Here is a 22,345-nt window from a genome sequence, read left to right on the forward strand (position 1 = left end):
CCCCTGGAAATTAAATTTTGACTTTGTAAATATTTTCAAAGTTTTTATATAAAATCATTTCTCCAATATAATGAGCTTGGTCAGCATCCATGTAGTCTTTTTCCACCCAGTCACTTAACACTCTTTCGAAACAATCTTTAAATAATTTCACACCGAGCCAGTTCATCTCCGGTACTGTAAAAGCGTCCGACCCATACATCACTTTATCGAACGGAGCGAGCTCTAGCACTTGAGAAATTATTCGTTCGACACCATGTCCTGTAAACGGGTTTTGCAAAGAAATGTCCATATATACATTCGGCAGAATACTAACGATAAAAGCGGCTTCCTCCATCCAAGGATAGCCTCCGTGGACTAAATGGATCTTTGTTTCCTTGTATTCCGGCTTCCTGAATGTATCGAGCAAAAAGCTAGGACTAGCCTTTGATAACACAACCTCTCCATCACCAATGCCCGTATGAATATGCATAAATTTATCTGCCCTTGTACATTCCTCCATGGCGATATGGAAACAGTAATCGCGCATCGCTTTGGCTGGGGCTTTTTCATTTAATAAAAACTCTTCATAAGCAGAGGCTGCGGCTTTTCCATCTTTATTGCTGATCTCCAGCCCGCTTCGGTAAGCTATAATTGTTTTTAAGCCGACTACTCCATCCCTTTTGAGCGCTTTTTCCAAGTTATCACGGTACTTTTCGATAAATTCTTCGAACGAAAGCTTTTGTTTTCCAAGCTCCACCATCACCGGTTCAATTCGATGGATTTCCCAAATCTGCGCTCCGCTCATTTGTTGAAAATCATCGCGGTTAATCGGCGGCTGTGGATAGCCAAAATCCATGATTAATCCTTCTAAATTCGCATCTGCAAACAATTCTTTCGTGTAATCAGGAAAGTTTTTTGCTTTCTTATTCCGCGCCTCCACAATCGAAGGCAAATCCGGCTCACAATTTAAATACTTAGCCATATGGCGGAATAGAATTTGAATCCACATGTTTGTACCGGGATAGGGCTGAAACTTTTCCACATCCTCTATGTTTGTGAACATCTCAGGAATAACTGATAAGGATAGCTTTCTAAGAAAATCAACTGGATTCTCTGGTTCCCGTTGTTCTCGAAATGGATGGGCATGAACGTCTACTACTTTTATACCGTCAAGCGTCACTTTTTGCATTTTGTCTCCTCCTAAAAAATTCTCTCCTTTTCTAAAAAGCAAGATCCATGCCAACTACCTAAAGGCAGTAAAAGCTAGAGAACTACTTTAAAAAACGCAAAATTATTTGCAAAGAAAAAATTTTTACGAAAAATGTTTTTACAAAATTTTTAATTTATTTAATAGTTTGTTTTTTTATTAGGATTTTGTATAGTAGTACTAGTCCAACCGTTCAACTGCTCCTATAAACATGATGGAGCGAAAAAAATTTTTCTATAGGTGAGGTGATGCGTTATGAATAAAACACCTTCAGCTATTCAACTTACCGACTTTTGGTCTAGTGCATTTGAAGGTATCATTTTGACAGATGAAACCGGTCGTATTTTGTCGCTAAATCGTATTGCCCGTGGTTTCTTCTCCGAAACAGCAACCGATGACTTGATCGGCTCTTCTGTCACCGACTTTATTTTTTCTAGTGATCTCGAAAAGTGCTTTATCAATAAACAAAACATGCGTAACGTTTCCTTGTCCATCGGCACCAATCAATTGCTTGCCAATGTGCGTTTTATGGACGATGATTCTACCCTGCTCGTCATGAAAAATGTAACTCAACTTCATCAATTAACCTTTCAATTAAACCAGCTGAAAAAACAGTTCCGGCTTTTTGATACGATATTAGACCACATTGATGAAGGAATTTGTGTCATTGATAATGAAAAGAAAGTTGTATTCTATAACCGTAAGCTTGGAGAGTTAGAAACGCTCGAGCCAAACTCTGTAAGGGGACAATATTATCTTGATGTATTTAAGGAAGCAGATGAGCATTCAGATCCTTTATTAAACTCACTTTTAACCGAAAGAATGCTGACAAATAGAGAGACCTTTTTTTCTAATCAGGGAAAGGAATACTCCGTTGTCATTAAAAGCAAACCAATTCATCTTGGCAAAGAAAAGATTGGCGCACTGGCTATTGTTAGAGACTTATCGGAAATCAAAAAGTTAACTTCTACTATTCAAAATTTACAGGTGACAGAAAAGAAGCCTTCTGTTCCCCAAAAGAAGAAACAGAACAATACACGCTTTACATTCAAGGATATTATTTTCGGCAGCAGCCACATGCGCCAGACAATCAATAAAGCGATTCGTGCTTCCAGATCCTCTTCAAACATTCTCGTTTATGGAGAAACAGGCACTGGCAAAGAACTGATCGTTCAAAGCATCCATAATGAAAGCCCGCGAAAGAATGCGCCCTTCTTCGCACACAATTGTGCAGCTATTCCCGAAAATTTGCTTGAGAGCATCCTATTTGGGACAGTTTCTGGTACATTTACCGGTGCAGTAGATAGACCGGGCTTATTCGAACAAGCAAACGGTGGCACGATATTGCTGGATGAAATTAACTCAATGGGAATCAGCCTGCAAGCCAAACTGCTCAGGGCCATTCAAGAGAAAAAAATTATGCGGCTTGGTTCAACGAAAGAAAAAAGTGTGGATGTACGGGTGATCGCTACAATGAACGAAACACCGGAAGAAGCGATTAAAAATAAGCACTTACGCGAGGATTTATTTTACCGTTTAGGTGTAGTTACTATCCATGTGCCTCCTCTGAGGAAGAGAAAGGAAGATATCTCCTTGCTTACTGAACATTTTATCCGTAAACATGCCCGGCTTCTTGATATTGAGGTTGAAGGACTGACAGAGGAAGCAAAAGACGTGCTGCTCGGCTTTCATTATCCCGGCAATGTCCGGCAGCTAGAACATATTATTGAGGGCGCCTTAAATTTAATGATCGATGAAAGCATTGTCACAACTGAATATTTACCTGCGGCTATTAAATTTGACACCCCCGAAGAGACACCCTTTTCAGCTGCAGAAGAAATGGAACCTACTTTTTCAGACACCCTTCCAGCTCAGGTTGAAAAATTAGAGAGAAAGCTAATTATAAAGGCTTTGCAGGAAACAGATTATCACATCACAAATGCAGCCGAAAAACTTGGGATTTCCCGCCAAAATTTAAATTATAAAATAAAAAAACTATCAATACCAATTCATAAATAGGGGGATATGTATGGAGAAGCAATCTGTACTTGCTAAAGACCAGCAATTTATTTCCGATGCGCTAAAGTTAAGATTTCATCCGATGACTGTTTCAAAGGGAAAAGGCTGTTATTTATTCGATGAGAATGGCCGCTCATTCCTTGATTTAACGGCAGGATGGGCCGTAGCGAACATCGGCTATGGACAAGAATCTATCGCTGAAAAACTGAAGGAGCAGTATGCCAAGCTTTCTTTTACTACTCAACTAAGCGCTCCGAGCCAAACGATGGTGGATCTGGCTGAAAAATTAACTCAAATCGTTCCGGGAGATTTCTCCAAAAAAGTTTGGTTCGGACATTCAGGCTCGGATGCCAATGACTTAATCAGCAAGCTTGTCCCCGCTGCTAGCGGAAGGCCGAAGATGATTGCTTTTATGGGGGCTTACCACGGGCAGACCATGGGGGCATTGTCCTTATCCGGGCATTCCGCCCAAGCAAAATTTGAAGGAAGAGGAAATGTTGTTAAGCTTCCTTATCCAAATCCTTACCGGCCTTTTAGCGGCATTAACGAGCAGTTAACGGAGCAGACGCTCCATTTTATGAATGAAGTATTTGCTACAATTTGTCCGCCCGAAGAAACAGCCGGTATTATTATTGAAGCTATCCAAAGTGATGGAGGCGTTGTGCTGCTGCCCGCTGATTTTCTTTCTGCTTTAAGAAAAATTTGTGACCAACACGGCATTTACCTCATTATTGACGAAGTAAAGGTTGGCATGGGGCGGACAGGGAAATGGTTTGCCTTTGAACACTCTCCTGTCATTCCTGATGCGGTCGTTCTTGGCAAATCACTCGGCGGCGGCCTGCCTATTAGTGCAGTAGTCGGACGCGAGGAGATACTAGACTCGGTGACAGCGGGCCACATGTTCACCACAAGTGGCAATCCGCTTTGTACAGCGGCTGCGCTTGAAACCATTCGTCTCATTGAAGAGCAAGGTTTAATAACGCAGGCGCAGACAAATGGGGACGTTTTCATGGAAGGATTGCTTTCCCTCCAGAAAAAATATTCATTTATAGGGGAAGTTCGCGGGAAAGGTCTGGCACTTGGAGTAGAGATCGTGACAGACCGGTCGAAAAAAACTCCTGCTTCCGAAATAACAGCAGCCATTTGTTACCGGGCGTATGAATTAGGTCTGCTCATTTATTATGTAGGCATCTACGGAAATGTGTTGGAAATTACTCCACCATTGACGATCAGCCGGGAAGAGATTGCCAAGGCGCTTCATATTCTTGATCAAGCCTTCCACGATGTAGAATCTGGCAACGTCAACTGGGATAAAGTAAGACAGTTTGCAGGATGGGCTTAAAATAAAAGACTGGAACCTTACCAGGTTCCAGTCTTTTATTTATTAAAAGCTTGTTAATGTAGGTGTTTCTTCGTTAGCCATCCGCATATTAATTTGCGAGAGCACCCCGTCCAATTTCCCAATACTCTCAATAACGTAATGGGCCCCCGCTTTTTTAAACTTTTCAGCCACCGCCTCCATTTTCTCAGCCAGCAATGCGGGCTCCATCGCCTTCACCTCTTCTTTTCTGAGGCCCAGTTCACTGCTTCCTTTAATGACTCCTACACTCCAGGCCCCGGCATTGAGCCCCTCCTGAATATCGCTCACCGTGTCCCCCACCTTTACCATACGATTCATTGGATAAATCCCTAGATTGATCGCATTGTGGTAGCACATCCAGGGGAACGGGCGGCCGGCGGGCACCTGGCTCGATGTAACGAGCGAATCGGGGACATAGCCTTGCTTTTTCACTTCTCGTTTGACAATGGCCATCATCTCTGAGGTATAACCGGTCGTTGAACCAACTTTGATTCCTTCTTCCCGTAACCGTCCAACTAATTCAACTGCTCCAGGGACGGGACTGCAATAAGCCGGGAGGCTAGCAAACAGTATAGGCTCAAAGTCGGCATACAACTCATCAATATCATTTTCATCCGGGTTTCTTCCATAGCGGTCCTTCCATAGGTGGGCAATCCGATCCATCCGGCACATTGCTTGAATATGCTCCCTCTTTTGAAGTCCCATTGGTTCCCTCGCTTCTTCATCCAGTACATCTATCCCTCTTTTTTTAAACACTTCTTTAAACACATCTAATGGAGCAAAGCAGCCATAATCAACCATGGTTCCAGCCCAATCAAAAATCACGCCTTCAATCCGTGGAGAGAACCTGTTCAATCTATTAACCTCCTTTATGTTAAGAAGTCTTCAGCTTCCTGTCGTTTCTATATTGCTGTTTTTGCCATTGCTTCCCCTTTGCATCAAATCAGGCTGCCGGATGTTGATCCATTTGACTGAAATTGCGCTAATAACTCCGGCGAAAACTACATAAAGGGCAAGCAGCAATGGGCTTCCATCATTGTATTCAAGCAATGCAGTGGCGATAATTGGTGTTAGACCGCTCGCGAATATTCCAGAAAACTGATAAACAAAAGACATGCCGGTGTATCTTACTTTAGCATCGAATAATTCTGCGAATAAAGCGGCTTCCGGCCCATAAACGGAAGCATAGAGAATACCAAACGGAATGATGATAGACAGCCAGATAACGGTCGTGCTTCCACCGCTCTGTGACATGAACCAGAAGGCTGGCAATGCGGAAAGGCCGGTGATCAGACTGCCGATCCAGTATGTTCGAGTTCTGCCAACAAGGTCGGAAATATGACCAAAAATCGGAATAAAGAAACACATAACAAAGGCAGCAAGCGATACGCCTAGCAAAGCATCTGTCCTGGAGATTTGCAAGGTGCCGGTCAGATAGGTAATAGAAAACACACCCATCACATTAAAAAACACCCCATCAATGTATCTTGCTCCCATGCCGGCAAGCACATTGCCGGTATTGTTATGCCACATCTCTTTAATAGGCATTTTCGATTCTTTCTTTGTCTCTTTCACTTCTGTAAATTCCGGTGATTCTGATACGTTTAATCGAATCCACATACCTAAGAAAATTAAAATGGCACTCAGCCCGAAAGCAAGCCGCCATCCCCAGGCCATAAATTGCCCCTCTGATAAAGTAAAGGAGAGAAACCCGACAACACCGGAAGCAAGCAGTAACCCTATTGATAAGCCAATCTGCGGAAAGCTGGCATAAAATCCTTTTCTGGCGTCTGGGGCATGCTCATATGCCATCAAAACAGCCCCTCCCCACTCCCCTCCTAAGCCGATCCCTTGCATGACTCTTAAAAAGAGTAGACAGATAGGTGCCCATACGCCTATTTGATCATAGGTGGGAATAAAAGCGATAAGCACTGTACTCCCGCCCATAATAGACAGCGTAAGAACGAGCATACTTTTTCTGCCTATTTTATCTCCAAAGTGCCCAAAGATGACACCGCCAACTGGACGGGCAATAAAACCAACGGCAAAGGTCACATAGGCTAACAAAGTAGAGACAAACGGATCATCCGCTGGAAAGTATAAGTGGTTAAAAACGATGCCTGCGACGACTCCATAGAGGAAAAAGTCATACCACTCAATTGTTGAACCTATCAAACTGGCACCAACCACACGCTTCAACATCTTTCCTTCTGCTTTGTTCATTTTTTTCCCTCCCCATTTCTAGAATCAAACAATGCTACGGCCATCATTTACATGCTTTCTATTTTTACGAAAGCGCTTGCAAAAACATACATAAATAATCTATTAATTATTTAAGAGCGTCTGCTGGCTTGTTTCTTTTATTTTTTCTGCTAACTTTTCATAAATTCCTGCTATGTCCTGATCTGCCGGAACTTTTCGATTCGTATCAATCCCATTTCCTGAAAGAGCATCAATAACCAGAGACGGAATGGCTTGCATCAACTGTTCAGGCTGAAGGTATTTGCTGGCATCCTTCCAAATCCCAAAGCGTTCATTGTAATCCTCAACGATATGAATAGATGCCTGCGCTAGCTTTTCTGTACTTAATGAAGGATCTGCTCCGAGAGCTACCGCAACCTTTGCGTAACGCTCTGGGCAAGACTCCAAACCGAACTCGAGAACAAAAGGAAGAAGCAAAGCTACACTTAAACCATGCGGGATATGGAACTGAGCGCCAAGCGGTCTTCCGGCCGCGTGCGCCAGATTAGTAGAAGCATTAGAAAAAGCAAGACCCGCATAGCAGCTAGCCAAAATCATGTCCTTACGCGAGTCGCTATCTCTTCCATCTTCATACGCCTTTGGCAAAGCCAGACCGATTTGTCGAATGGCCTCTAGAGCGAACAAATCGGTCATCTGTGAAGCACGGTTAGATACATAGGCTTCAACCGCATGGGTTAACGCATCCAGGCCAGTATAAGCAGTAAAACTGGGCGGCAGGCTCACCGTAAGTTCGGGATCCAACACAGCTGCATCCGGGATAAGGTCTGGATGGCTCGGGTTCATTTTTACATTCGTTACGGGATCTGTGATAACCATAATCTTTGTTGCTTCCGATCCGGTACCTGCTGTAGTTGGCACGGCAATTAAAGGCAACCTCTTTAGCTGCTGCTGGCAGGAAATCTCACTCCATTTGATTTCGTTGTTTTTGCTGAATACGGCTACAGCTTTTGCCAGATCAATCGCGCTGCCTCCCCCGACAGCAACGACACAATCTGCTTGAAAAGATTGCAGCTGCTGAACAGCCTCTTTTACATTTTTGGTTGTAGGCTCACCTGCATAATTGCTGAAAAATGAGCAGGCAAAACCTCTCTTTAAAAAGATAGCTGTTACTTTTTCGTGCAACTTTACAGACGGACTTGCCAGAAAAGAATCTATGATAACAAAGACCCGGCTCCCCCTTTTGCTGCCACTAACTCATCTAAACGCTCTATTGCTCCGCTCTCAATAACAATATGTCTTGACAAATCAAGTGTTGGCATATAAATCTCTCCTTTTAAAATAAGTTAACAAGCCCATTTATCTGTGCTTCCTTACAGAAAGGGGTGCTTACTATTAACCAATACAAGAATCATGCCAGTATCATAATATTGACAACAATCAGAATATTTGTTAAATATTCTGATAAAGCGGTGTTATTTTAACACCGGGTTGGTGATAAAACGACTACACAAAAAGGAGGTATGGGAATGGATGTTATAGCAGACGAGCTCATTCAAAAAATAAATCAATTAGAAAAGACAAATGAGCAAATGAGGACGATTATTAATTTTTCTTCTGACGGCCTCTATGTAGTGGATCATCAAGGCGTTACTTTAGAAGTGAATAAAGCGTATGAGGAAATGACAGGAATCTCCCGAGATGAAGTCGTCGGTAAGCACATTAAAGATTTAGTCTTTGGAGAATACTTTGACCGCTCTGCTGCTTACATGGCACTACAAACCAAACAAACTACGACAATCATGCAAAAAATTAAAAAGCGAAAGTATTTTGTTGTGACAGCGACCCCTGTATTTGACAATGAACATAGCGAGAAGAGAAAAGTGAAGATGGTCGTTACAAGTGTCCGCGACCTGACCTATTTAAACCACTTGCAAAATCAACTAAGGGAAGCGGAACAGAAGAGTGCAGAACAGCCTATCCATTCCTCCATAAACAATGAAGATTCCCTCATCATCTTCAAGAGCACACAAATGAAGAACTTAGTTGAGCAAGCAAAAAGAATTGCTGCTTTCCCTACGCCTGTGCTGATTACAGGACCGTCAGGAACAGGCAAAGAAGTATTGGCCAACTTCATCCATCAACACAGTTCCCAAAAAGACCAGCCTTTTGTAAAAGTAAACTGTGCAGCTATTCCTCCAGAACTGTTTGAGTCCGAATTGTTTGGCTTCAGCGGAGGCTCATTTACAGGCGCGAAAAAAGAAGGAAAACCCGGTCTCTTTGAGCAAGCTAATAAGGGTACAATTTTATTGGACGAAATTGGTGAACTTCCCTTACCGATGCAAGTAAAACTGCTGCGTGTCTTGCAAGATCAATCTATCACCCGCATTGGAGAAGTGAAGCCAAAACGCCTTTCCTTCCGGCTCATCTGTGCTACAAACCAGGATTTAAAAGAGCTGGTCTATAATAAGCAATTTCGTGAAGATTTATGGTACCGTATTAATGTTGTTCATCTGCCGATGCAGCCATTGTCAAAGCGGACAGCGGACATCCCGCCGCTCATTGACCATTATTTAAAAAAATTTTGCAGCAAATATTATTTAGATAAACATATGACTCCAGATACCTTATCAATTCTAACCCATTATCCCTGGCCGGGAAATATACGGGAGTTAAAAAATGTTATTGAATTTCTTGTTGTTTCTACACCTTTATCTTCTATTACTCCTCGTGATTTGCCGGAACATATGAAAGATCACGGAGGATATAGTACCGCTGCTTTCGAAAGTGCATCAGGAAATCCTCAGTCCATTTCTACCGATCAACCAAATCTGAAAGAAGCACTCGCTTTATTTGAATCACAAAAAATAACAGACGCTCTCCATTCTTCAAAAAGTATACGTTCTGCTGCCAGATCTCTCGGTATCGACCATGCGAATTTAATTCGCAGAATGAAACGGCTCGGAATCACCTATCCGTCGAAAGACAATTGATCCTATTGCCAGCTTTCTAAGAGTAAATAAACACCGGTAAAAATTAAAAGGGCATATAAGAATGCTTGAAAGATCCGCTGGTTAATTTTTATAAATAGCCTGTTTCCTATAAATAAACCAACTAGAACAAGGGGCAGAGCAGTAGCGCTTGACAACCAAATCGCTTTTGACGTGCCAACAAATAAAATTTGAATGAGCAAGCTTGCTGAGTAAATGAATAAATAAAAAGCAAGGGTGGTCGCTCGCAGCCGTTCTTTACCAGTGTCAATACCGGAAAAATACAACAATACGGGCGGTCCTGGCATGCCAATGCTGGTTGTAAGTATGCCTGAAAAGCCGCCTGCAGCCAAATCTCTTATTCTTGTTTGACGGATACGAAATTTTAATATTAATAAAACAGTGAAACTTAAAATAAGCAAACTGACACCTATCTTCAATTTATCTATATCCGCTAACAAAAAGATCACTATTCCTATCGGGAGACCAACAGCACTGCCAATGATAAATCTTTTCACCAATCCGCTATCTGTATCTTTTTTTATTTTTTGGATCAATACACAAGAAATAACGAGGGAGAGAATCAAATTAATTTGAATGGCTTCTCTCGGTTCAAATAAAATGAGCAAAAAAGGGGTCGCCATAATAGAAAAGCCAAATCCTGTACTCGTTTGCAAAATGGAAGCAACGAAAACGATAACAGCAAAAGAAAAAATCATTTCCAATCCACTCCTCCCTTACCGGAATAGTGTTCACTTTACCATAATTGGCCGTTGCACAACACATAAAAACCATGAATAGAGGCTAAACTCCTGCTATTCATGGTCTCTGTGCCTGACAAGCTATTTACCTTTTCATCATTGCTTCTATTTTATCGATCTTTTCTCGCCGCTCTTTGCGCGCCTCCATCGCCTGATCGATCGTCACAGCGATAAAGCGGCAGAATGAGTGCGGCCTTGACTGGGCAATCAGATCCAAGTCTTGGCTGATAACAGTACCAATCGTGACAAAGCCGCCACCTGTGGCGGTATCATTATGTAATACAATAAGCTCTTCCTCATTAGGAAACATAATGGAGCCAATTGGATAGGCAAAATCCACTACGTTGGAAAAGCTATTGCCCGCACCGAACGGCGGGTTTTGCTGGGTTAAAGATACTTTTGCTCCCGTATAACGATAAGCTACACGGTTCGATTCAGGCGAGACCTTCCATTCGGAATTTAAGAACTCCTTTAGTCCTTGATCGCTCAATAAATAGCCAGACAACCCAGCGTTACTCTTAATTCCTGAAAAGAATCAAACGACGGAGTGAATTCCAGAGGAACTGATTTGCCAACTTGCTTAAGCGCTCCCGGCAACGGTTCATTAATCATCACTTCATCACCGGCTGCCAGTTTTCTCCCTTGAAACCCTCCTATCTTACTGGTTTCATAGGTAGATTTACTGCCAAACACTTCATCCACCTGAATGCCGCCTGACACACAGAGATAGCTTTTTACCCCTTTGACACATTTCTTAATAGTGAGAGTGTCCCCTTGCTTTACTTGGATCGTCTCCCAAAACGGAACGAGCTGCTGATTCAAATAAGCCTTCATCGGCGCCCCGGTTAAAGCAACAATCGTGTTTTTGCGGAATTCCATTTCCCCGCCGATCAACGTCATTTCCAATGCGGCAAACTTAATTGGATTGCCGACGAGAAGATTTCCAATGATAAATGAGTATTTATCAGCCGCTCCTGAAGACGGAACACCTAGATGATAATTCCCTACCCGCCCCATGTCTTGTACAGTGGTCCATAAACCCGGGCTTTTAATTTTAATCATTTAAAAATCCCCCATTAATTCATAAATATACGTTTTCCCCTTTGCCATATATTCCATTGGAGAAAGATCAATATCTTTCATCTTGTATCGGTAACGGCCGCTCTTTACTTCCTCTTCAATCGCAGTGTATTCAGATTCATTGACCGGTCTGTATTTCCAAACATCCCCCGGTCTTGCTAAAAAAGAAGTATCCTTTAAATCTATTAGTCGGTTAGATAAGTCCACTACCGGAACAGCAGACATACCGATTAATTGGTAGCTGCCCGTCCCTTTCACAGGATAAATAACATTGAAGGCCCCGCCGATGGCTACACTTTTTTCTGGGGTATCCGTCCTCGGACTCTTATATTTGGGGGCCTGAATAATTTCATCCGGCTTGACCCCTAATGGGAAATGCCAGGCAGTCCCAGGCAGAAAACCGACCATTGTAATCAAATAAGGATCACTTGAATGCCTTTCAATGAAAGCTTCTTTTTCGGTAAAACCATTTAATTTCATAACATAATCAAAGTTTGAGAGATTCGGCTCCTGATGGCGGTTTCTAAAGCGGCGGGAATATTCTTTTGTGATGGGATCGTCATACCAGATCGGAATTTCCACCATCCGGACAGATAAATCAAGTGTAGTCGGATCACTTTTAGAGAAATCAATTTCTTTTAAATAATCAACGAGGTCTCTTGCAGAGATAACATCTGGATCATACCGTACTAAATAAGAGGCGTTGGATGAAACAATATCAATAATTCCAGGGATATTTCTTTTCCTCAATTCTTCCGTTACAGCAAGTGCTTTAAAATTACTTTCCACTCTCATATCGCGGGAAATTTCTGCATAAATGTATTCGTCTCCACAAAAGTGAAAACTTGTCTCGGGCAGGTTAAACAATCGGCTCCACCTCTTTATTCTTTCAACTTTTTCATCCGCCTGCTGATCGTAGCCGGGCTTACCCCGAGTACTTCCGATAATTTAGCAGCTGTCCGGTATTTCTGCATACCCCGGATAATTAATTGATTCTCTAGCTTCTCTACAGCTTCTTTCAATGGCATGATTTCAAAAACGAATGGCGGCTTTTCTCTCTTCTGCCCATCGCCGTAAAGTGATTTAATGACATTCTCTCGCTGAATCCATTCATCCTCACTTAACACAATTAATCTTTCAATAATATTTTGAAGCTCTCGGACATTTCCCGGCCAGTCGTATGTTTCCAGCACCTCAATTGCTTCGGGTGTAAAGCTCTTCTTAATTTCATACATTCGTTTGAATTGCTCCAGAAAAAAGATAGCAAGCGGAAAAATATCTTCCTTCCTTGCCCTTAATGGCGGAATTTCAAAAGGAATGACATTTAACCGGTAATATAAATCCTCTCTAAACTCGCCTGCTTCGACCATTTTCTGCAAGCTTTTATTAGTAGCGGCAATGACTCTTACGTCGACTGCTACCGTGCGGGTGCCCCCGACTCTCGTAATCTCTCTCTCTTGTAAAACCCGCAGCAGTTTTACCTGCATTGTTAACGGCAATTCACCAATTTCATCCAGAAAAATAGTGCCGTTATGGGCGATCTCAAAGAGACCAGCCTTTCCATTTCTATCCGCCCCGGTAAAGGCGCCTTTCTCGTATCCAAACAATTCACTTTCAATTAGCTGTTCTGGAATTGCCCCACAATTCACACGGATAAACGGTTGTTCCTTCCTGGTACTTGCTGAGTGGATCTTGTGAGCAAATACTTCCTTTCCGACACCTGATTCACCTTCAAGTAGAACAGTGGAATTCATCTGTGCCACCCGCTGCATTTCAGCTAATAAGTTTTCAATTTTTTGGGATCGGTACACGAGTTTTTTTCCTTGCACGTTAATAGAGGCAAGCTTATCAGTTATATCTGCACCGACTGCTTTCTCAGAAAAGGAACGTTCGTCCCGGTTGTAAGAGATATCTCTTGACAGGATGACTACCTTTTCCAGCTTCCCCTCATGGTATACTGGAGTAGCCACAGACCATATCCTTCTCCCTCCAGTTGCCTCCTGAAGTGCCGTTACCTTTTTCTTTTGATTAATGCATAACTTGAACACATCCGGCTGAAAAATATTTTTCGCTGTAAACTCACTGATATACTTGCCGATAATTCTTTCCGGCTTGTCTACTTTCCAGAAATTGCTTAAAAAGAGACCAGCTACACGGATGATTTTTCCGTTCTCATCGATCACGAGAATTTGCTCTTGTGAAGAAGAATAGACCGCCTGGAGATCAGAGTATAAATTGCGGACAAAGTCCAGCTCCTGCACAGCCTCCTCAAATACTTCGCGCAAAAAAAACATATGGACAAGACCAGTTATTTTTCCATTAATCCTGAGCGGGTAGAAATTCCCGCTCATTTGTTTAAAATTAATTGAGCTATTTAAGCTGACAAGTGTTTCTCCGTTCATCACCCGATCGAGGTCTTTATCGACTGTTAGCAGTGTTTTATAATTTCGAAACAGTAAAAATGAGCTAGGCATTCCTAAGATCTTTTCTGCTGTTTCATTAATAAATTCGATCTCATAATGAATATTTGTTCTAATAATGCCCACTCCGGAGCCATGCAGCAGCTGATTTAATTGTATTAGCTCCAGCTCGTTAATTTTGCTTTTTGCCTCTCCGACGGCAATATAGCCAACTATTTCTCTGTTTAGATCCTCACCGATAATCATCGAAATATTATGGGAAAACTGAACAGGAGAAAGCTGAGGTACTTTCAATATATCGCTCTTATAGGAAATAGGAACGTGCAACTGCCCTGAATGTGCGACTTGTTCCATTATGTGCTGCATCGTACAGTAACCGACAAGCGTTCCTTCTCTTTTTACAAAAGCTGTGTCGGCCTTATTTTCTGTGAGCCGTTGAATAACAGTTTCTAATGTGCTTTCCGTATCGACCACTACACCAATTGGCTTGAGAATATCTTTCCAAATAATCAACATACCCCTCCCGTCACAACAAAAAAGCACCTTTTATCCCTTATAGTATACTATCTATTTTAAATTCTCAGTTTATTATTTTGCTTTTTTGCTTCTTGATAGGCTTCTGGAGTATCGATATCTATGATAATCCCTTCATCTTCTACTGGCACTCGCTCTTTATAAGAGAAGCTCTCAAGCATTGATTTTGCCCCCTGGTCACCAGTCATTCTTGAAAACAACTCTTCATGAACCCTTCCCAAAAATACTGGATGCCCCGGAACACTTTGGTATACCGGGCGAACCATAAATGGCTCTGTATGTTCGTCGAGCATTTTTAAACCACTTTCATAAATAGCATGTATGGTCTGTTCTGATATAAATGGGAGATCGCCAAGGAAAATCATCACATTCACTTGTGACAGGGCAAGTTGTTGAAGCCCGGTCTTTAACGAGGTGCTTTGGCCTAATTGGTAATCCTTATTGACGACCCATTCGAACCTTTTGTCTTCAATATGAATCGTTTTTTGAACAGCGGCAGCTTCATGACCAATTACTGCCAAGACTTTAGTGAATTTTCCCTTTAGCACTCGGTCAATGACATGCTGTAAAATAGAGCGTTCACCAAGCGGAAGCAACTGCTTTGCTTCGCCCATCCTTGAAGACATTCCAGCAGCCAAAATTACTGCGTATACATTTTCAGTCATGTTTCTCCCGCCTTTTTCTAGCAATCATTAAGATTTTGCGAACTGGTGGATGTATTCAGAATTTTGGAGGAACCCTCCTGTATGTCCGTTTTTAATGGCGACAATTTCCCCTAAAATACTAATTGCAATTTCTTCAGGAGTGGCGGCGCCAATGTCGAGACCGATCGGGCTGTACATCCTCTGAAGCTGGCTATTCTCAAACGAGCTACCTTCCTTTTCAATTGCCTCTAGCATGCGAATTCGCCGGGAACGAGGTCCAAGTACGCCTATATATGGAGATGCTGAGGGCAAGACAAATTTTAGCGTTTCTTGGTCTCTTTCAAGATGATGGTTCATTACTACAATATATGTTCGGCTATCAATATGAACCGTTTCTGCGAATCTCGTCGTGTCTGCAACAATTCGCCTTGTGCCAGGAAACCTTTCCTCGCTGTTATAAAAGGAACGCTGATCAATCACAATCGTATCAAACCCTAGTGAAACTCCGTATCGAGCCACAGGTATCGCATCATGCCCCGCTCCAAAAATCATCAGCTTTAATGGCGGGATATACACATCAACAAACACGTGGTCTTCCCTTTGATCTGCACTTTCAATTATAAGAGTTTCCGATTTCGGATTTGATTCACTTAACTTTCGGAGCGCTATATTACTTGCTTGCCAATCTAATCTCGAATCACCCAGTGTTCCAACCGGCTGACCCTCCTTCGGGATAAATAGGCGATGCACCTTTTCATTCTTGCCGCCTGGCAAAATCGTGGCCAGTATTCCTTCCTGCTCTTTTCTTATACAATCAAGCCAGGCACTAAGAACAGGCTGCTGACCAGATACTAGTTCAATGTGTATTTCTACCGTGCCCGGACAGCCGAGACCAAGACCCCAAACAACATCCTCATCCATGGCATATGTTTTTAATATGGGCCTACCTGTTTCTATTACCTTCTTTGCTGTTTCTGCAACATCTGCTTCCAAACATCCTCCCGAGATCATTCCTGTTATATTTTCCTGTTCATCAACCAGCATTTTCGCCCCTTCTCGACGATAAGCAGAGCCAAACACACGAACAACAGTAGCTAGCGCCGCTTTTCGTCCAGCTTTTCGAGCTTCATGAACCGCTTCCATCACTAATCTATTTTCCGACATCGCCTTCACCTCCGGATCGTGATCGTTCGAGATAATTTTTGGAATGACTCAGGATTTTGCGCTTCTGAGAAGACATCAATATAAGGAAGCGCCGCTTTCATTCCTCTTGCTTCCGGTTGATATCCAGTAATATTTAACAGCGGATTCAGCCAAATAACAGCGGAAGTCCTTTGCTTCATCTCCTTCATTGCCCAAGGCAAGTTGACAATATTACCTGAATCAAGCCCGTCGCTTACAACCATAATGACCGTTTCCTTCCGCAGCATCTGAGAACCATATTGTTGCACAAATGAACAAAGCGATTCGCCAATGCGCGTTCCTCCTCCCCACTCATTTTCAAATACAGTTAGCACCGGCAGTTGTCCGCCTCTGCCTTTTTTTAATTGCGATGTGACTCTTTTCAGCTTTGTTGAAAAGAGAAACACTTCCACATGACGGGTACACTCCGTCATCGCGTATGCAAACTGCAAAAACTGATCGGTATAAGCTGCCATGGAACGGCTCCCATCGCACAACAGGACAAATTTAGCTTTTACTTTTTTACGGCCCTTCCAAACAGGGGCAGCTGGAACCCCCCTGTTTGCAAGCTGTTTCGTAATGTTCTCCGTTCATCAAACTTTCGACCTTTCTTCATTGCCGCGAATCGCCGCGACTGCTTAATCTGTATCCGGCGAACAAACCTTTGTGCCGCTTTCTCCATGTGATAAAGCTGGCTTGATGAAATGGGTACTTTCCGCTCCCGAGGGCGCTTATTGATCGCATGAGCGGCAAACCATCTGAATGCCTTTCTGTACTCTTTCTCCGCTTTTTCTGATTCATCCTTCCCATTTGCAACAGCGCTTTCCACTGAATGATTCTCCTTTGCGTCTGTGTCACCCATTTCCGCTGCTTTCTCTGAACGTTCTTCTACTTGTTCCCGTGCCGTGCCCGCATTCAGCCTTCCATCTACTTGCTTGTCGGTAGACAAAAAGGGAACAAGGGACTGATTGCTGAAGTTATTCGCAAAAAATAAGGGAAAGGCCCGGTCAAAAACAAACTGCTCTTCCCGGCTTGAACAAAGAACAATTTTTAGCGCTAACCTGAATTGCTCATGTTCACCGATATCAATAGCTTCCAATGCCCTCAGACTGTCTTCTGTTTCCTTTAATCCAATTAAGAAGTCTTGCGACCGCAAATAACGGCAAAAGGATAATACATGCTCCGAAAGGTTGCTCATTTCATACATCTGCTCCTTATTTGAACGGTTTAAAATTGTGAGCGCAAAAGAACTCCGTTTTCTACTGCCTCATGAACCATTTCCCAATCTTCCCGGTCCTTCACAAAACAGCCGAGCGTTTCTTGAACCGTTTCCTCGTTCAGTTCGCTGCGATGAAGCAGCATAAGCGCTTCCGCCCAATCAAGGCTTTCTGCGACACCGGGTACTTTCTGCAATGGCATTTGCCGAATCTTTTTCATCATATGAGCGATCTGGCGAGCGAGCTGTTTATTAATGGCAGGCAGCCTGGCCTGGAGAATGGCTGCTTCTTTCTCAAAATCAGGGTAATCTATCCATTGATACAAGCATCTTCTCCTTAAAGCATCACTCAGCTCTCGTGTTCGGTTCGATGTCAGAATGACATACGGGCGGTGTTTGGCCTGGATCGTGCCAATCTCCGGAATAGTAATCTGAAATTCTGCCAAGGCTTCTAAAAGAAAAGCTTCAAACTCTTCATCTGCTCGATCTACTTCATCGATTAACAGGACCGGAGATGCCTTTTCTTCTGTCAAAGCCTGGAGCAATGGGCGAGCTAATAAAAAAGAATCGCTAAAAATAGCTGCTTCCTTTTCGGCCAATCCAACCCCACTGTTCTCCAACATGCGGATATGAAGCATTTGCTTTGCATAGTTCCATTCATATAATGCATTGGCAACATCGAGACCTTCATAACACTGCAGGCGGATTAGCCGTGTATTCAATGATTGGGCCAGTACTTTCGCCATTTCCGTTTTTCCAACTCCAGCCGGTCCTTCGATGAGCAATGGCTTTTGCAGTACCTGTGCAAGATGCAAAGCGGCTGCTACCGGTTGATCTGTTACATAGCCGTTTTGAAGAAAAATACTTTCTATCGATTGCCTGCTGCTATTGATGATAATCCCTCCTGTCTGTCCTTTATGGCAGGAATAGAAAGAAAATACAGGGGCCTGTTCACTGGAGAACCGGTCCCTGTTTTTTCATCTATTCAAATAATTATAAAAGGATAGAGCTTAATGCCCGTTCCGTATAAACCTTGCATAAGTTTTCCCGATACTCGGCAGAAGCAAATAAGTCACTTCCCATTTCCCCTTCTTCAGCAGCAAGCCTAGCTGCTTCCCGAATCATTTTTTCCGACGGTTTTTGCCCTAATAATGTCTGTTCAACGGATGCTGCTCGAAAAGCTACATCACCGACGCCGGTAATGCTTACACGGATGTAATCAATTGCTCCATTCTTATCTGTTCCTGCTACGGCCGCTACCCCTACTACTGGATAGCCGGAGGCCGGATGAAAATATTTCAGGTAAACAGATTTCGTATGAGATGGCGGAATTGCGAATGAAACACCCGTGACAAGGCTGTTCTCTGGTAGCATCGTAATAAGCGGTCCGATGACAAAACTGTCAATGCCCATCCTTTCCTCTCCGTCTTCTCCCTGGATAATCATTTCTGCCTCTAAGGCAAAAGCAGCAGCCGGCAAATCGGCAGCCGGATCAGCGTGGGCAAGGTTGCCGCCAATGGTACCCCGATTGCGTATTTGCAAATCGCCGATTTGGCTGACTGTATCCGCCAGAACTGGAACATGCTCTTTAATGAGCGGGTGCTTCGAAGCAGCATGGTGAGTCACTAAAGCCCCGACAACAATCCGATCCCCTTCTTTTCTCACTTCTTTCAACTGATCGATCCGGCTAATATCAATTAGAATGCCCGGTTCAGTCAGCCTGAATTTCATGAGCGGCAGCAGGCTGTGCCCGCCGGCAATGATTTTGCCTTCTCCGTTGCTTTCTTGCATCAGCTTAATAGCCTGGTCAACTGTTTCAGCATGAACATAATCAAATTTAACAGGTATCAATCAGTTTCCCTCCCCTTTTTGAATCGCCCGCCACACTTTTTCCGGAGTAAGCGGCATGTCAATATCTTTCACTCCATATGGCTTCAGCGCGTCCATAACCGCATTCATTACTGCCGGAATAGAGGCAGTCGTTCCTGTCTCCCCTACTCCTTTGGCGCCGAGCGGATTCACCGGTGACGGTGTTTCTGTAAATGAAGATTCAATGTGAGGGAAGAAACGGGCTTTTGGCAATGTGTAATCCATCAATGTGCCCGATAAGAGCTGCCCTTCTTTGCTGTAAATAGCCCCTTCCCAGAGAGCCTGACCGACCCCTTGGGCAATGCCGCCATGGACTTGTCCTTCCGCTGTGAGCGGATTAATCACACGCCCGACGTCATCTACACAAATATAGCGCTTCAATTGGATTTCTCCTGTAGCCTTATCCACTTCCACGACCACAATATGTGTGCCGAAAGGATAGACAAAGTTCTCAGGGTCAAAGAACGATTGTGCTTCAAGAGACGGCTCCATGCCTTCTGGCAAGTTCCACGCCATATTGGCTGACTTTGCAACCTCCTGAAATGTACGCTGCTGCCCCGGCACTCCTTTTACTTGAAAAACACCGTTTTCAAAAGCAATGTCTTCCACTGCTGCTTCCAGTTCATGAGCAGCAATCTTCTTTGCTTTTTCAACGACGCGATCGGCGGCAATCGCCACTGCTCCTCCTCCGACGGCAGTAGAACGGGAACCATATGTGCCCCAGCTCATGGAAATGGCTCTCGTATCACTGAATATCAGCTCAATATCCTCCATCGGAACTCCGAGCTTATCAGCCACAATTTGGCCGAAAGTCGTGGCATGTCCCTGTCCATGCGGGGAAGTGCCTGAATAAACAGTTACCTTGCCCGAAGGATGCACGCGCACTGTAGAATTTTCCCACACACCGCCCTGGAAGCCGATGGCTCCGGCTACTTTGGACGGGCCAAACCCGCATAACTCTACATAAGTAGAGAACCCAATGCCGATTAATTTGCCTTGTTTGCGAAGCTCCTCCTGTTCCTGGCGCAGCTGCTGATAGTTCACTATCTCGAGGGCTTTCTGGAGTGGTTTCTCATAATCTCCGCTATCATAGATGAGTCCCTGAGCATTCGTGTAAGGGAAGGCCTCTTTACGGACAAAGTTCTTTCTTCGCAGTTCAACAGGGTCCATCCCGATTTCACGTGCATACAAATCAATAATCCGCTCAATTTGATACGTTGCCTCTGGTTTTCCCGCTCCTCTGTATGCGTCCGTCGGAGTTGTGTTCGTGTATACACCAAACGTTTCACAGGAAGCATGGGGAATATCATAAGCACCTGTGATCATTAAACCAAAGTCAATCGTTGACACTCCAGGACCCATGGTGGATAAATACGCGCCTAAATTAGCTGTGTTTCTCACACGAATAGCCATCAGCGTGCCATCACGTTTTCCTGCTAGCTCAACATCAATGATTTCATCACGGCCGGCGTTGGAAGCCGTAAAGTGCTCGCTCCGCTGCTCAATCCACTTAATCGGCCGGCCCAGATCGCGGGCGGCATAACCAATTAAGGCTTCATCCGGATAGACGCCAATTTTGCCACCGAAGCCTCCTCCCATATCAGGGGCAATGACTCTAAGCTTCGCTTCGGAAATGCCGAGCACTCCTGATAAGACCATACGGTGAATGTGAGGGTTCTGGGATGTACACCATAAGGTCAGCTCCTCACTGCCCGGATCATATTGCCCAATGGCCGCTCTCGTTTCGATTGGACTTGGAAATACACGCTGAACATAGAAGCTTTCGCGTACCACAACTTCTGCATTCTCAATCACCTCTTCTGGTACTTCTCCAGCTTTCCAGTGCAGAGCAATATTGTTTTCAATGTCACTATGAACGAGCGGCGCGCCTTCCTGCATGGCTTCTTTTTGACGAACGGCAGCTGGCAGCACTTCATATTCCACATCGATTAAGTCAAGAGCATCCCGCAGAGCATAGCGGTCATCAGCGATAATTAAGGCTACTCCATCTCCAACATAGCGTACATAATCAATAGCGAGTGGATATTGCGGCGCTTCCTTCAAATTACAATCAGGCACTAGCCAGGAAGAAGGGATTGGCCCGATTTTCCCCTCCAAGCCTTTCCCTGTATATACAGCAACCACTTGAGGAGAACTCAGCGCTTCCTCTACATTGATTTTTTTTATTTTTGCATGAGCATGTGGGCTTCGCAAAATCGCTGCATGCAGCATGCCCGGCAATTGAATATCATCGGAAAAACGGCCATTTCCTGTTAACAAGCGCGGATCTTCTTTTCTCTTTAAAGGAGTGCCAACTACATTAGCCATTATGGGTCCCCTCCCCTACTAATTGACTAGCAATGACTGTCTGATCATTTTTAGCAGCCGCTTCCGCCATGATCTTGGCGGCCTTTTGCACAGCACTTACGATAAACTGATAGCCAGTGCAGCGGCAGATCACACCTTCCATTCCTTCACGAATTTCTTCTTCTGTTGGATTTGGATTTTCTTTCAGCAGGCCGATCATAGCCATCATGACACCTGGTGTACAATAACCGCATTGCAGTCCGTGCTCTTCCCAAAAGCTTTGCTGCATTGGATGCAGATTACTGACCGTTCCCAAGCCCTCAACCGTTGTCACTTCCGCGCCGTCTGCCTGTACAGCCAGCATCGTACATGACTTTACTGCATCGCCATTGACCGTAATCGTGCAAGCCCCGCATTGGCTCGTATCACAGCCAATGTGTGTGCCTGTCAAGCCAAGATCATCACGAAGATAATGAACGAGTAATTTGCGCGGTTCTACTTCCGCACTTTTCTCCTGCCCGTTAACAAGAACTGTCACTTTCCGATTTTCAATTGCCATGTTTGCACCCCCTGCATAA

At 43.8% G+C, this 22,345-nt stretch carries 18 protein-coding genes and 1 pseudogene; 3 read left to right on the forward strand and 16 right to left on the reverse strand.

The features are described 5' to 3' along the window. Positions 1-10: 10 nt before the first annotated feature. Positions 11-1,168, reverse strand: a complete 1,158-nt coding sequence (locus CJ483_RS12760; RefSeq protein ID WP_120035514.1) for an amidohydrolase family protein — start codon at positions 1,166-1,168, stop codon at positions 11-13. Between the two features lie 273 nt (positions 1,169-1,441). On the opposite strand from CJ483_RS12760, the gene CJ483_RS12765 reads away from it, so the two are divergent. Together CJ483_RS12765 and CJ483_RS12770 are read left to right on the forward strand one after the other, a co-directional pair. Continuing rightward, complete coding sequence (locus tag CJ483_RS12765; protein WP_120035516.1) at positions 1,442-3,205, forward strand: sigma 54-interacting transcriptional regulator; 1,764 nt, start codon at positions 1,442-1,444, stop codon at positions 3,203-3,205. 10 nt (positions 3,206-3,215) lie between these two features. Next, positions 3,216-4,547, forward strand: coding sequence for an aspartate aminotransferase family protein (locus CJ483_RS12770; protein ID WP_120035519.1), 1,332 nt, complete (start codon positions 3,216-3,218; stop codon positions 4,545-4,547). Between the two features lie 42 nt (positions 4,548-4,589). On the opposite strand, the gene phnX is transcribed toward CJ483_RS12770, so the two are convergent. The 3 genes from phnX to CJ483_RS12785 all read right to left on the reverse strand — a co-directional run bounded on the left by phnX (position 4,590) and on the right by CJ483_RS12785 (position 7,949). Further along, on the reverse strand, positions 4,590-5,399 hold the full coding sequence (gene phnX / locus CJ483_RS12775) for a phosphonoacetaldehyde hydrolase (RefSeq protein ID WP_120038021.1): 810 nt from the start codon (positions 5,397-5,399) through the stop codon (positions 4,590-4,592). 51 nt (positions 5,400-5,450) lie between these two features. Then, a complete protein-coding gene (locus CJ483_RS12780; protein ID WP_120035521.1) occupies positions 5,451-6,788 on the reverse strand; it encodes an MFS transporter in 1,338 nt (445 codons plus the stop codon). A gap of 102 nt (positions 6,789-6,890) precedes the next feature. Then, positions 6,891-7,949 (reverse strand): iron-containing alcohol dehydrogenase, encoded by a 1,059-nt coding sequence (locus CJ483_RS12785; protein ID WP_259455644.1) that lies wholly within the window; start codon positions 7,947-7,949, stop codon positions 6,891-6,893. 344 nt (positions 7,950-8,293) lie between these two features. On the opposite strand from CJ483_RS12785, the gene CJ483_RS12790 reads away from it, so the two are divergent. Then, positions 8,294-9,757, forward strand: a complete 1,464-nt coding sequence (locus CJ483_RS12790; RefSeq protein WP_182917043.1) for a sigma-54 interaction domain-containing protein — start codon at positions 8,294-8,296, stop codon at positions 9,755-9,757. 2 nt (positions 9,758-9,759) lie between these two features. On the opposite strand, the gene CJ483_RS12795 is transcribed toward CJ483_RS12790, so the two are convergent. The 12 genes and pseudogenes from CJ483_RS12795 to CJ483_RS12850 form a co-directional block, all read right to left on the reverse strand. After that, positions 9,760-10,473 (reverse strand): sulfite exporter TauE/SafE family protein, encoded by a 714-nt coding sequence (locus CJ483_RS12795; RefSeq protein WP_120038023.1) that lies wholly within the window; start codon positions 10,471-10,473, stop codon positions 9,760-9,762. A 127-nt stretch (positions 10,474-10,600) separates the two neighbouring features. Then, positions 10,601-11,577, reverse strand: a pseudogene (locus CJ483_RS25780) (5-oxoprolinase subunit C family protein). Next, complete coding sequence (locus tag CJ483_RS12805; protein ID WP_120035525.1) at positions 11,578-12,462, reverse strand: 5-oxoprolinase subunit B family protein; 885 nt, start codon at positions 12,460-12,462, stop codon at positions 11,578-11,580. A gap of 14 nt (positions 12,463-12,476) precedes the next feature. Next, the gene (locus tag CJ483_RS12810; RefSeq protein ID WP_120035527.1) at positions 12,477-14,528 is read right to left on the reverse strand and encodes a sigma 54-interacting transcriptional regulator; all 2,052 of its coding nucleotides are present in this window, start codon (positions 14,526-14,528) and stop codon (positions 12,477-12,479) included. A 59-nt stretch (positions 14,529-14,587) separates the two neighbouring features. Further along, entirely contained in the window at positions 14,588-15,214 is a 627-nt protein-coding gene (locus CJ483_RS12815) for a nucleotidyltransferase family protein (protein ID WP_120035529.1), read from the reverse strand. A 27-nt stretch (positions 15,215-15,241) separates the two neighbouring features. Then, a complete protein-coding gene (locus CJ483_RS12820; RefSeq protein WP_120035531.1) occupies positions 15,242-16,357 on the reverse strand; it encodes an XdhC family protein in 1,116 nt (371 codons plus the stop codon). A 5-nt stretch (positions 16,358-16,362) separates the two neighbouring features. Then, positions 16,363-16,956 (reverse strand): VWA domain-containing protein, encoded by a 594-nt coding sequence (locus tag CJ483_RS12825; RefSeq protein WP_120035533.1) that lies wholly within the window; start codon positions 16,954-16,956, stop codon positions 16,363-16,365. After that, positions 16,890-17,573: a hypothetical protein gene (locus tag CJ483_RS12830; protein ID WP_120035535.1), complete on the reverse strand. Its 684-nt coding sequence runs from the start codon at positions 17,571-17,573 to the stop codon at positions 16,890-16,892. The genes CJ483_RS12825 and CJ483_RS12830 overlap by 67 nt, the downstream gene beginning before the upstream one ends. 29 nt (positions 17,574-17,602) lie before the next feature. Further along, the gene (locus tag CJ483_RS12835) at positions 17,603-18,406 is read right to left on the reverse strand and encodes an AAA family ATPase (RefSeq protein ID WP_259455647.1); all 804 of its coding nucleotides are present in this window, start codon (positions 18,404-18,406) and stop codon (positions 17,603-17,605) included. Positions 18,407-18,584: 178 nt separating this feature from the next. Beyond that, entirely contained in the window at positions 18,585-19,442 is an 858-nt protein-coding gene (locus tag CJ483_RS12840; RefSeq protein WP_120035539.1) for an FAD binding domain-containing protein, read from the reverse strand. Next, complete coding sequence (locus CJ483_RS12845; protein WP_120035541.1) at positions 19,443-21,788, reverse strand: xanthine dehydrogenase family protein molybdopterin-binding subunit; 2,346 nt, start codon at positions 21,786-21,788, stop codon at positions 19,443-19,445. Further along, entirely contained in the window at positions 21,781-22,326 is a 546-nt protein-coding gene (locus CJ483_RS12850; RefSeq protein ID WP_120035543.1) for a (2Fe-2S)-binding protein, read from the reverse strand. The genes CJ483_RS12845 and CJ483_RS12850 overlap by 8 nt, the downstream gene beginning before the upstream one ends. Positions 22,327-22,345: the final 19 nt, after the last annotated feature.

Origin of the sequence: Bacillus sp. PK3_68, from assembly GCF_003600835.1 — a bacterium.
Taxonomy (GTDB): Bacteria; Bacillota; Bacilli; order Bacillales; family Domibacillaceae; genus Pseudobacillus.

Bases quoted from the DNA above. Each gene is read 5' to 3' on its own strand.
- CJ483_RS12830 (WP_120035535.1), bottom strand. From the start codon at position 17,573: ATGAGCAACCTTTCGGAGCATGTATTATCCTTTTGCCGTTATTTGCGG.
- CJ483_RS12850 (WP_120035543.1), bottom strand. From the start codon at position 22,326: ATGGCAATTGAAAATCGGAAAGTGACAGTTCTTGTTAACGGGCAGGAG.
- CJ483_RS12790 (WP_182917043.1), top strand. From the start codon at position 8,294: ATGGATGTTATAGCAGACGAGCTCATTCAAAAAATAAATCAATTAGAA.
- CJ483_RS12815 (WP_120035529.1), bottom strand. From the start codon at position 15,214: ATGACTGAAAATGTATACGCAGTAATTTTGGCTGCTGGAATGTCTTCA.
- CJ483_RS12760 (WP_120035514.1), bottom strand. From the start codon at position 1,168: ATGCAAAAAGTGACGCTTGACGGTATAAAAGTAGTAGACGTTCATGCC.
- CJ483_RS12795 (WP_120038023.1), bottom strand. From the start codon at position 10,473: ATGATTTTTTCTTTTGCTGTTATCGTTTTCGTTGCTTCCATTTTGCAA.
- CJ483_RS12765 (WP_120035516.1), top strand. From the start codon at position 1,442: ATGAATAAAACACCTTCAGCTATTCAACTTACCGACTTTTGGTCTAGT.
- CJ483_RS12770 (WP_120035519.1), top strand. From the start codon at position 3,216: ATGGAGAAGCAATCTGTACTTGCTAAAGACCAGCAATTTATTTCCGAT.
- CJ483_RS12780 (WP_120035521.1), bottom strand. From the start codon at position 6,788: ATGAACAAAGCAGAAGGAAAGATGTTGAAGCGTGTGGTTGGTGCCAGT.
- CJ483_RS12820 (WP_120035531.1), bottom strand. From the start codon at position 16,357: ATGTCGGAAAATAGATTAGTGATGGAAGCGGTTCATGAAGCTCGAAAA.
- CJ483_RS12845 (WP_120035541.1), bottom strand. From the start codon at position 21,788: ATGGCTAATGTAGTTGGCACTCCTTTAAAGAGAAAAGAAGATCCGCGC.